The following is a 13,375-nucleotide window of genomic DNA, read 5'->3' as shown; positions in this document are numbered from 1 at the left end:
AACATGAAAAAACAGAGCATAAAAAGCTTATTCAAATTTCATTGTTATATGATCTAAATCAACTTTCTACGGGGCAGCTTTCAGCACCTTTGCCTCAAACAAAATCGCCATGAAAGTCAACTCCGCTTTAGAAGCAGTATCCATATTAAAATCTGGCCACAACGTATACCTTCATACAGCCGCGGCAACCCCAATTGCTCTTGTAGAAGCTATGAGCTCAAGAGCTTCAGAACTTAGAAATGTTTCTATCTATCAAATGCATACAGAAGGCCCTGCGCCTTATGCTGAACCAGAACATGAAGAATCATTCATTATCAACTCCATGTTTATTGGAGGAAATGTCCGCAAGGCTCACAAAGAAGGTAGGGCTAACTTTATTCCGTGTTTTTTGAGTGAGGTACCCATCATGATCAGGTCAGGGGTAGTTCCTATAGATGTGGCAATGATTCAGGTTTCTCCGCCCGACAGCCACGGTTTTTGCTCTTTAGGAGTTTCTGTAGATGCTACAAAAGCAGCAGTAGACACCGCACAAATTGTTATTGCACAGGTGAACCCAAGAATGCCAAGAACTCATGGCGATGGACTTATTCACCTCAGCAAATTTACTCGGTACTTTGAGCATGAAGCAGAACTACCTGAGCACCCAGCTCATGAATTAACTGACGTAGAACAAGAAATTGGTCAAAATGTAGCAGAACTAATCGAGGATGGTGCCACGCTACAGATGGGGATTGGTGCCATTCCTGATGCGGTGCTTTCATGCCTTGGTGGCCATAAAAACTTGGGAGTACACACTGAGATGTTCTCCGATGGTGTTATTCCTCTCATTGAAAAAGGTGTAATCAACAACAAGTTTAAAACTAAACATAAAGACTACTTGGTTTCTGGCTTTATGATTGGCACAAAAAAGCTTTACGATTTTGTAGATGACAACCCTATGATTAGAATGCTGGACATTCAATATGTAAATGACACTGCGGTGATCAGAAGAATGCCAAAAATGACCAGCATCAACTCAGCCATTGAAGTAGACCTTACAGGGCAAATATGCGCAGACTCTATCGGTACTATGATGTACTCGGGTGTTGGTGGTCAAATGGACTTTATTAGGGGAGCTAGTCTCTCGCCAGGCGGAAAACCAATTATTGCCCTTCCTTCAATTACGGGTAGAGGCGAAAGCAAAATTGTCCCTTTATTGAAACCTGGAGCAGGAGTTGTAACTACACGTGCACACGTACATTATGTAGTCACTGAATTTGGCGTGGCAGATCTCTACGGTAAAAGCATAAAGCAAAGAGCACAAGCACTTATCAATATTGCTCACCCAAACCACAGGGAGGAACTCAGCAGAGCCGCTTCAGCAAGGTTTATGGGCAAGTGCTTTAAGTAATAGAAAAAGCCTCCATCCCGAGATGGAGGCTTTTTCTTTATCTAATAACAATGAACTTCTTCCTAAGAAGCTTATTCTCACTTCTTACAAGCACTATATGTGTACCTTCCGGAAGGTATGATACATCAAGGCTTACCTGCCTTGTGGCTTGCTGAAGGGTAGTTTGACTAAACTCTGTACCAATATTGCTCAGTAGCTTAATGGTAGTTCCTTTTTGCAAGGTCTCTTCGAACTCAAGTTCCAGTACATCAGTGGCAGGAACAGGGTAAATCTTGGCCGAAATCTCCTGATAACCATCTTCTATACCTGCAAGCACTACTTCCACTAACTCTGAAGTAACTGAACATCCATTGGCATTAGTAGCTCTTAGCGAGTATTGTCCTGAAAGAACAGGTTCAAAAGCACTCGATGTTGCCCCTTCAATCTCTTCTCCATCCAAAGTCCATTGGTAGGAGATATTACTTACCTCTGTGGTTGTAAGCGTTCCCTGATTGTTAGTGACTGTTGGTACATCAGGTATACTATAAAGACTTGCTGTAACAGGAATTCTGAGCTTTGATTCTATACCTGAGAAAATGCCCGCAACGTAATAAGTCTTAGTCTCTGTTACATTAACTTCTATACTGCTACTCGTTGCAAAGGATGTTCCTTCTAATGCTGAGGTATACCAGTTATAATCGTCAGCTCCGGATGCTGATAAGTTTATTGAACCTGGACCACAGCTTCCTTCGTCTTTAACAGCAATATTAGAACCAAGTACGTCTACCGAGATTGTAATGGTCTTAGTATCTACTCCTCCATTAGCTGTTCCTCCATTATCCTTGATAGTTACCTCGATCGTTCCGCTACCGGTTTGATCTTGGATAGTTTGGAAGTTAAGCGTTGCGGATTCATTATCTGAGTTGATTGATATTGACGAACTTTCTACAATTCCAGAAACAGAGCTATTCAGTTCTATAGTCTGGTTTGCTTCTTCTCCTGCACTTAGCCCTGTTACAGTTAAGCTCAGCTCTCCAAGGTTCCGAACTATCTCTATTGCTTCTACCTCATTAATAGTTGGCTCCTCATTTACGTCAGTTACACTTATACTGAACGTTTTCGAATAGGAACCTTCATAATTATCTGTGGCTGTAACTGTAATGCTGTAGGTCGACTTCTCTTCAAAATCCAAGACATCCTTGACAACTAGGTTTGATCCATTAATCTCGAACGAATCATTATCTGTTACCCCTGACTCTAGCTCATAGGTATGCGTATCGGTACTATTCTGGTCTGTAGTAGAAAGTAATCCTATTACTGTAGCACTAGCTGAATTTTCCAGAACAGTAAGGCCTGAGATTTGGATGTCTTCGGGCACTATGTTCAACACTTTAAGGGTAGCTGTGGTTTCTCCTTGATAATTAGCATCATCAATCACAACTTTCACTATATACTCCCCTACTGTGGAAGGCACAGCTGACTCTTCATCATATGTAAGGGTGTAGTTCAAACCCGATGGAACTGTTGTGACTGTAACTGGTGTTTCCGCCTCACTATTAACAAACTCTAGTTCACCTAACATAATTTCAGCTTCAGCCTTGGCGATGTTCACTGCAAAAGTGGTAGTCACTGATTTACCTCTAGTATCCGTTGCCTTTAAAGTTACATTGGCTTCTCCTGCTCCCTGAACATTCATGTTCAAAACACCATCTGTAGAACTGATTGCCTCTGCAGTAACCACTGCTTCTGAGTCTATAGAAACAACTTCATAAGTCAGTTCTTGATCAGTACTCTCTGCATCTCTAAAATAGTCAAACAAACTTACCTCAAACTGACCCTCAGGAGCATAGGTCTCTTCCTGAGAAGGGATGTCCAATGCTGCCGGAGCTGTGTTTGGAGCTAATACATTGATAGTGATTTCTTGCTCTTTGACCTTTCCCTTACCATCGGAAATGAACAAAGTAAAACTATGCTCTCCTATATCCGATTCTTGAGGTGTTCCTGAGATAGTAGGCACAGTGTAACTTAATCTGTCTATTCTATTTGGTCCGCCTAATAAAACATCTCCATTAGAAAGTTCTTTTATGGCATAAACAGGAGAGAACACTACATCTTCTACATTTCCATAAATCGGCCCTTGGTATCCCTTCCCAGCAATAGTTGAGATGGTTCCCTCTTTCAAGTCAAGCTCCCTTAGAGACAAGTTGAAATCATCAAAAAATAGAATTTTACCATTTCTTAATAACTCAGAACTAGAAACTGAAGAAAACTGCGCCTCTTCCAAGCTTCCATCCTTAAACCCATAACCTTTAAACCCAGAGATAGACCTTACACTATTATCAGCCAATAACTTTAGTTTGTAGTTCTGGCTATCCCATATCAATATTGAGTCTTTGCCTAAAGCTATCAATGACTTGATGTTATAGAACCTCGCATCAGACAGAGCTCCATCAGCATCTTCTGGCGTAAATGTAAATGCCGGATTACCTGATAAATGTGAGTAATTACCTGTATCATCAACCTTTCCCAAAGAGAAAAGCTCGCCAGAAAATAAGCTACCAGTAACGTCTTCTACCAGCCCAGAAATCCAGAAAGGTATAGGGTCTCCAGAGTTATGATCGAAACCTGTATAAGCGGATAGTTGAGCGATAGGTCCTGATCCTAAAAGCGTAGAAACTTGACCATTAGCATCAATTAACCTGATAGAGGCATTTTTCCTGTCTCCAATTAATATATCTCCATTTGACCTTACTAGTAGACGTCTTGGCCAGTTAAATTGAGCTTCTGAAACATCGCCATTCAAATAGCCGGCTTCACCTGTACCTGCAAAAACCTCAAACTTTCCGTCTACTAACTTCATAATTCTATGCCCAGAACCATCTACAATTAGCGTATCACCCGTATGGGTAACTGCAATATCACTTACATTCACCGCCAACCGTTGTTGACTTGAGTCTGGCAAGGACTCAGAATAAATTGTATTAATAAACTCTTGGACTACCTGAGTAGAGTCCGCTGTAAGCCAGCCAGGGAAATCAGTAGAATTAAAAGCTAGGATATCACCATCCAAATCGCTTGCATCAAAGTTTAAGTCAAAGGAACTTCCTACTTCAACTTCAACATGGTCAGTTCCTGTGAAAATTGGCAAATCATTCTCTGGTTCTATAAAGAGGGAGATTTGGCCATTCATAGCCAACCTTCCTCCTAACTTTTTGAATTCAAAAAGGATATCAAATGTGGACCAATTTTCAGAAGAGAAATGGAGACAGGAAAGTATCTGATTGATTTGCTCTACATTTCCATTGATTAACCAAGCACCATCGCTCTGCCTTTCTAAAACACTTTTTTCATTGTGTATTAGATCAACTTCTATACCTTCGTTAACAGCAATTTTTACCTCCACGTTTTCTGATAAATCCGCTTCAATAGTTATTTCTGGAAGTTCAACTCTATTGGTTGATTCCTTTGCAAACAATACAGTATCTAGACCGGAGACTTGCAGTCTATCGTTTGAGAAAACCTGAATTTGAAATTCCTCAGACGCTATACCATCTTGATGATCCTTTACAGTCAACCTTATATGATTTTCACCCACATCGCTATCTTCCGGTAGTCCATAAAGCACTGGAACATCTACCCAAATTCTCCTAAGAGAGAATCTATCTGCTACATAAATTGCATTGTCTTCGATCAATAAATTGCCAACACTTCGGAATTGAATTTCATCTTCTAACCCGTCAGAGTACAGGTCACTATTGGCTACACCTGCTAGGGTCTCAATAAATCCAGAATTATTAATTTTCCTTAACAAAGTCCCTCCAGCATCTGTAAAATAGATTTCTCCATTTTTAGCTTCCTTTATCCCTCTTACACTACTAAGAGTCGCTTGACTTGAATATCCATCCGAAAGGCCATACCCTGCCCCATATTGATATAAGTATTGTCCAACTGAATTGAATCGATAAATGGCGTTTGTCGCTGCTATCAGGAAATCTCCATTGCTAGCTATATCGAAGGAATTCATTCCATTAAGAGTAACACTGGAAACGTTCAGTAGTGTTGAAACTTCTTTATCAATGAGATCCAAAACTCTAATTTCATTTCTCTGTTGAATGTAAATTTTGGTTTCGTCTTCAGAGAGTTCCAAATGTCGAATCCCTGCAAAAGTGGCTTCCTCTGATGTTCCATTAGCATTCCCATTCTCTCCAGTTCCTGCAAGGGTTGAAACATTCATATCCAAATCAATAAGCCTAATCACATTATTACCTGCGTCTGCAACGTAAATGAGACCTTCCGAAGAAATTGCTACTCCTTTTGGATTATGAAAAAGAGCCGAATTTGTAGAGCCATTTAAATAGCCTAGTTTCCCTTTACCTGCAACAAGAGATACCTCTCCCGAGTCAGCTATCTTAACTATTGAATGAGTTGCAGCGTCTGTCATTATAATCTCACCTTCTGAATTGAAGGCCATGTACTGAGACTCATATGGCCCAAAGTATAATTCCTTTTTAAAGAAGAATCCATCTCCATTAGGATCACCAGCAACCAATTCAGATTTGGACTTGGCTAATCGATAGGTTAACCAACTAGGCTTCTCTTGGAATTCTATACTCAGGTTCTTTCCATCTTCAGGGTCATTGAACTCAACTGGAATAATTATATTCTCGTTAACGAAGCTTACTGTGTCAGATATACTCTCAATTGTTGGCAAATCGTTAACAGGAGTCACATTCAGAGATATATAATCTTTATAAAAGAGCTTTCCTCCCTCCTTTCTGATATTAAACTCTACATAGCCGTTATAACTATTATTGAGTGACGGTTCAAACGAAAGCGTGGTTAGAATGTTATTCAACTCACTTTTAGAAGCTTTAAGATGATAGCTTTGACCTGCCTTAAACAAGGACAGGTCAGTATGCGAGGACTGAATAGTTCCAAAAGCATTGTATAGTCTAAAGGATACCTCAAAAATTTCATTCTCCTCTCCTGAAACAATTTCTATTGGATCCAGATCAAATTTCGGGTCATCCTCAATGTAGTTGAAAGCCTGAGGAAGCCCCGTTACATCAGGCCTGTCTCCAGGAAGTACTTCAAGAGGTACGTCTTTATTTATAGTATTGCCTGTAACATCTGTAATCTTAAATACTAGGTTAGTAGAACCAGTTGCCCCTTCAGTCGGAACACCAGTTAATTTATATTGTGGATTAAGTGTAATAACACGAATATCTCCATAGAGATTATCAAAAAAGGCATATCTATTTTTACCAATCCTAACAATATCAGAGTAATTACCCCAACTTGATTCTTCAATGTCGCCATCAGCTAGTGGTAAAATTCCTCTAGCTGTGATCGACCTGAAACGATTCGTTGAACTATCATATAGGTAGATAGTTCTATTGAGAAAAACGAGGATTTTCGAATTTTCGAAAGCAAAAAACTTTGTAGGATATGCAAAATTAGAATTAGACAGTGGAAATGCGTACTCAATAACCTCATTTCTAAGCCTGTGGTATTTTCTTCCACTGGTAGCACTTGAAATAATAACAGAACCATCTGTATCTAATTGAATAGCAGTTATGTTATCGAAATAAAATGGATTACCCAGCTCATCCTGAACAAAGCCATTGCCAGCAACTGTTTTAACGAGGAAATCAGCAGACATATGCCTCAGGGTATTTCTACTTGCAATAAAAAAACCATCATTTCCATCTGAAATTACATCTCGAATGTCATTAAAGTATGCATTTGTACCACTTCCATCAACATCACTAGTGAATCCACTTTCATTACCAGCCAAAATTTCCAGTGAATTATTAGCAAAGCGAAATATTCTGGAATTATCGAATAAATAGATTTGGTCATTTATAATCTTTATTCCTTTAAATCCAGAGAAGTTAGCTAAACTATATCCGGCATCATAAATGGTAACAACTTCTCCCTGTTCAGATACTCTTCTAATCTTATTTTTATCGGCTACATAGAAATAACGAGACTCCAGATTGTAAGCTAAACCTCTTGGTGAAGAGAATTTTGCTTCACCTTCGCCTCCATCAGTAATTTGGTTTTCGTTATAAACAATCTGAAAATCTGCAAGGGTTGAAACCTGAGCACTTAAGTCTATGTTCAACGCCATCCAATCGGGCATATTCTCGACATCAAGAACATACATATCGTTATCACCGTCTTCCACATTAACTTGGATATCCAAATTCAGGCCTTCCATTGCCTGCATGGCCAAGGGTGAGATTAAAACTGGATCATCATTTACAGGGCTCAGGTTAATTTGGAATTGTGCTTCCCTCGTAAAAAACCCATTCTCTCTCTTTGCTTTTACACCTACTACAATAGTCCCCGAGAAATCCTCTTGCGGATAAAACTCAAATGAATTCAAGAAATCATTTAGTTCAGTTTGAGTCCCTTTTATCCTCCATTCTCCTGTTTGCTCATTGTACCCGTTTTCTAATGTGGTACTCAGCTTAAACTTACCAGCATTAGGGTTGGATAAAGTAAGACTCAACTCAATATTAGCATCTGTCACTCCTGACATACTCATACCAGATAGGCTAACTGTCTCTTCATCTTCAACCCCAAAGAATGTCTGTTCCATTCCAATCAAAACGGGCATTCCATTCGATCTAACCTCTATCTCCATATCCAAAAGATAAGAAGACTGATAACCCTCGCTAAACTGAACCTTAAGCTGATTACTTCCTAGGTCAATATCTGATGGAGTACCATAACCTGTAATGCTCTGAATCCTCACTCTTCTTAAGTTACCTTGGTTAGAGTCGGCAATTAGTAGAAAACCGTCTCTTGTATTTACAAGGCTTAGCGGATTGTTAAATAGAGCTTCCTCGCCTACCCCATTTTCATAACCATAAGTATCGGATCCTGCAATAGTTCTCACAACTCCGTTCGATGTGAGAACACGTAGCCTATTCTGCTCTAAAAACCATGTGTTTCCATAATCATCTACCTCAATGCTTCTTATAATTGTTATGCCTGCATCAGTACCCTGGCCATCAGAACTAATAAATGAGCCGTTTCCAGCCAAAACTGTGATGTTTTCTGATGAAAGATCTGCTTCCCATACGTACCTTTCTCCAGCCATTAATAATTTACCAGTTGGAGAAAATGCGATAGTTCCCACATAACCACCTCCAAAGGTGGAAAATGCCCCCTCATTATTGTTAGTATATTTTCTTTCGACTACAATTTCAACTTCTTTATCTGGAGATAGCTTCAGTATTCTCCAAGGGTCATAAGTGTTTCCTTCTAGTATATATAGCTCTCCTTCAGGAGAAACAACCATGTCTCTTATCAGATTGATGTAAAGTGAAGGTTTCCATCCATTTTCTAGCCATGAACGACTTTCACCTGCAATAGTCCTCACAACACCTTCTCTGTCAAGCATTTTCAGCTTGTTATTCCAGGTGTCACCAAAGTAAATATTACCGGATTGATCAACGGCAATTCCTGACAACAGACCAAACTTGGCATTAGCGGCAGGGCCATCTTGATCTCCATTATTTATTGAACCCGCTATAGTACTTACAACACCAGTTGGACTAATTTTCCGAACTGAATACTGGTCTAGAAAAACGATAGTGCCATCTTCCAGTCTAACCATATTTGATGGGTTAACATATCGGGCTTCATCTAAACTCCCATCCAGTATGGTTTTTTCATCTATTGAACCACTATAAGCAAATACCTCAGGTTCTGATTTGATTGTTAACCAATCAGGCTTATCTAAAACCTCAAAATCGAAGTAGTAGTCGTCAGGGTCTGTTAGACTAAAATCTGTAAAGTACGGTATTTCGTTGTAGGCACTATCAGCAGGTAGAGGTTCAATAACCAAAGGGTCATTCACCGGGATTACCTCAAGAGTAATTGTTCCAGTATTTGGAACATGGCCTCCATTCCTAATGATTCTAACTTCTATTTGTGAGTCCTTGTCCAGGTTTTCCGTTGGAATAAACTGAACCTGCGCTAATGCTGTATTCACTTGTCCTGTTGTTCCAATGACTGACCATTCTCCTGAATTAGCAACATATGACTCCCCACTTCCAGATTCTGCTGATAGAATTCCTTGATTAGGCTTTTTAAATGATAATAGGACTTCAATGAGTTCATCTGCCGTTGTTCCTGAGATTACAATATCCTCTAGATCTACTACCGCATCTTCGGTATAAGTTAGGCTTTGGTTTAGGTTAGTAGCAGTCACTTTGTCTGAGGGAGACACATTAATAACAGTACTATGAAATCTTTCTACTCCAAAAATATCCCTAGCTATCAAAGATAGTTCTTGTTCGCCTACATCGTCATGATCAAAAACACCCTTTACTTTATCTATGGATTGATAGTGAATCATTAGCGTACCTCTCCTCTCATCATTGACTAGAATTCTTCCTTCATCAACGAACAACTCAAACCCAAGAATACTATGATGCAAAGAATTCCCCTCCTCAATAAATGGAGCGGCTCCTGCTCCAGCAATCTGATTAAGCTCCTTTGTAATCAAATTGAATGTATACAATTTGAGCAGGTTGTCTACTTCCATATTAAAGACAACAACATCATCTGTCAAATAGGCTATGTTTGTTGACTTGAATTCCTGATTGGGTAATGGAATTATTTCCATTACCCCATTTTTCACCTTGTACAGATTATGCGAAAAGTGGTCTGCAACAATAATCTCATCTCGAGAGTTTATATCAGCTGCAGTAGGGTAAGCCCATTCATTTGTGTCAAAATAGGTGGATACAACATTATTGTTAGTATCAAGCTTTCGAATACGCCCACCAATTGGCTCTATTATATATATATGCCCTTTACTATCTATTAAAACATCACTTGGATCCAGTAGTTCAGCGACATTTGCAGGACCATCAACATATCCATCACGCCCATGCTTCCCAATAATAACTGTACCTTCTGCTTCTGGTGTTATCTTAATCAACCTGTCTTCCCAACCATCATCGATGACATAGAGGTTATCATTACCGTCAATAGTAATACCTGACGGCCCTTTAAACTGTAACTCTGAGCCAATTCCTTCATTGAGACCGTGAGTCCCTCCCGCGAATAAAGAAACCTCTCCAGAAGGTGTAACTTTGTATATTTTAAAGTTACCCCTATCCATTATAAAGTAATTTCCTCTTGAATCCTTGACTAAACGGTTAGGCTGATTGAATTGAGCGGAAATCCTTCCTCCTAGACGATCCCCCTTAACACCTGTCCCTAGGAAGGTAGCAACTCTCCATGTAAGATTAGCACTTAGTGACTCTGGTAACTCTAAAGGCAAGACCTGTACTGGAATCTGGGTCTCAACTTCTGGTATATGGTTAAATTCAAGCTCAGCATAAGCGTTTACCTCTGTTGGTGATACAAAGTCAATTTGGTTAGGATACGGCAAAACAATAACTGGCTGATAAATCACTGTATTCAATGCCCCGTCTGATAGTCTGAGTCTAAGATCTGTAACCCCTAAATCTTTATTGTTTGTTTTAAATTTGACTTTATAAGAAGACTTGTCTTCCAAATACTCAAAAGTCACATCGTTACCATCCACAAAGTCATTATCAGAGGAAATATCCATTTCCATTGTAACACTCTCATCTTCATAAAGTCCTGGAGAGACTCCGGTTATTAAAAACTCATATTCTCCAGCATCACTAAACTGAAAAAATTGAGGTTCAATAGGATCAGTAATAGGCGGATCATTTCTTCCAGCCACTTCAACTATTGCAGTTCTCTCATCATCTGAGAGAAACTCTCCATCCGTTGCCCTCAACTTAAAGGCTTCAAGTTCACCGAATTGATCCTTAGATGGAGTCCAACTATAGTTTAAAGTTCTGTACAACGTATCGCCTACTTGCGCTTCTCGATAGTCTCCCTCGAAACTACCTTCAATCTTTCCTGAAATTAACTCAGTAAGCAGATACCTCACCTCATCTCCATCTTGATCAGAAGAAATAACACGATACCAGAAGTTTGAAGATTGAAAGTCCAAGGCATAATCCTCCACCCCTCCCGTTATTAACCTAATTTCAGTTAACTCAGGTTTGTAATCATTAACAGGGTTCACTATAAATGGGCCTACCAATGTTTCTACAAGGTTAATCCCATCTTGGATTGTCACTTTAATATTATCTACTTGACCGTATTCATCTTCTAATGGCGTGAGTATTAGTTCAAAGAATGTAGTATCTCCATCAGTACTTAGTTGATTCACCTGAAGCCCAGAATTGTTCATTAATGAGGTTCCAGCCTCATCAATGCTAGCCGAAACCTTAAGTAAGTCTTGTTCTTTATCAACTACCTTGAAGGTCATTCTACCATCATTATCTTCATCTACAATAGTGGATGAAGTTTGCCTATATACCACAGGCTTTGAATTACTAGCTGTGCTGAACCAACTTAAACTTTCCGAATTATCCACCGCAGCGACTGAATACACTCTTTCATCTAAAGTTGGCAAATCAACACCAGAGAAGGGCTCTGATATTGACTGTATAAATACGGTATCCAACACATTATCCTTCATCGTAGAATAAACCCGCAATTCAGTAGTAGATGGATGAGTCATTCCGAATGAAAGACTTAATTGATTTAAATAATCGGTGTTATCATGCTTTCTACGAGAAGTTAACACTGGAGGCATTAGGAGATTTGTTGAAGCTGGTGTATTCAGAAAACCAGAATAGTCGACCACTCCATAACTAATGTAGTCATTATAGTGATAGATTGTTTCCTCTATTTGATCCGAAGTTGTATACTGATCAAAGTAGTTACTCTTGGCATCTACTGGCTTTGAGCTTAAATTACTAATAGCATCTAAAGGATGTGAATAGAAATTTGAGTTATTAACAACGAACGAGGCGAAGTTCTCCAAACCCAATACTCCGTTGGTTCGTCCTCCATCATAGTTAACCAAAGTTGAATTAAGTATTTTAGACTCTCCTGATATATTATAACCATCATACCCTGAAATATGAATAGCCCATCTTCCGCCATCCCCATTCACGTAACAATCTGTCATTAATAGTCTACCCACTTTGAGTGGAGCTGCTACGTATATTGTACCAGACGAACCATTTGATAAATTCTTGTCTACAAAAAAGACAGATTTATCAGCGATAACGTAAGCACTAGGCAAGTGAATGGGAGAGTTAATAAACTTCGAATTGGCTATATTAATAGGGCCAGCCTTTGGATTCCCATCCCCCTCAATAACTTTTGAGTCAACCAAAGTGGTATTTCGAAAATCGAGATTTGCTCCACAGCAACCAATAAGAAACTCACTATCATAGAATGAATTATGACTTAATAATATCCCTGCGTTATATGAACCACTATAGATTCTGGAATTTTCACCTTTAGAATCCCTTATTTCTATTGGCTCACTTCTTGGATATGCTCCGTACACCGTGGTATAATTCAGGTATGAGTGTTTAATAACCAACTTACCTGAGCTTTGATAGCCATCTGTTGCCAGATAGTTACCGAGAAAACTAGAATTTGAAACAGTCAGTGTTCCTGTTACTTTGATAGGCGCTTGTTGATGTTCGGTCTCTTTGCTTACTCTTAAAAAGAGTGATTTAATATCATAATTAGAAGCCCTAGACTCAACTTGAAGATAGGAGAGAGCACTGTTTGATAAGTTTGTTTCCTGAAAACTTAGAAAAAATTTAGATTCTGAAGCCTGACTAATCAACCCATCTTCAAACCTTATTGAATCAGTACTAGCCCCTTGCGCATTTAAGGAACCTTTAATAAGAATTTGAACATTTCCAGTTCGTCTAACAATTACCCCTGGCTCAATAGTCAAAGTAACTCCTGTCCCAATTCCCACATCACCAGTTAAAACATATGGCGAATTGGTCTTAGACCAAGTTGTGTTGGTTAAAATATTCCCACTAACATTGGTCTGAGAAAATAGAACTGTACTGCAAATAATTAGCAGAAAGGAGATTAATAGTGCACGCATATCTAAAAATTAAT

2 protein-coding genes are annotated in these 13,375 nt (G+C 39.2%); one reads left to right on the top strand and one right to left on the bottom strand.

Annotation, left to right across the window (positions count from 1 at the left end; all coding sequences use genetic code 11):
• The first annotated feature begins 109 nt into the window (after positions 1-109).
• Positions 110-1,390, top strand: coding sequence for an acetyl-CoA hydrolase/transferase family protein (locus T7867_RS10535; RefSeq protein WP_068221358.1), 1,281 nt, complete (start codon positions 110-112; stop codon positions 1,388-1,390).
• A 37-nt stretch (positions 1,391-1,427) separates the two neighbouring features.
• Here the strand turns inward: T7867_RS10535 and T7867_RS10530 are convergent, their stop codons facing one another.
• A complete protein-coding gene (locus T7867_RS10530; protein WP_068221357.1) occupies positions 1,428-13,361 on the bottom strand; it encodes an MBG domain-containing protein in 11,934 nt (3,977 codons plus the stop codon).
• Positions 13,362-13,375: the final 14 nt, after the last annotated feature.

The sequence above is a fragment of the Roseivirga spongicola genome, from assembly GCF_034376045.1.
GTDB classification, from domain to species: Bacteria; Bacteroidota; Bacteroidia; order Cytophagales; family Cyclobacteriaceae; genus Roseivirga; species Roseivirga spongicola.
This window is presented reverse-complemented; position numbering and strand designations above follow the sequence as displayed.

Bases quoted from the DNA above. Each gene is read 5' to 3' on its own strand.
- T7867_RS10535 (WP_068221358.1), top strand. From the start codon at position 110: ATGAAAGTCAACTCCGCTTTAGAAGCAGTATCCATATTAAAATCTGGC.
- T7867_RS10530 (WP_068221357.1), bottom strand. From the start codon at position 13,361: ATGCGTGCACTATTAATCTCCTTTCTGCTAATTATTTGCAGTACAGTT.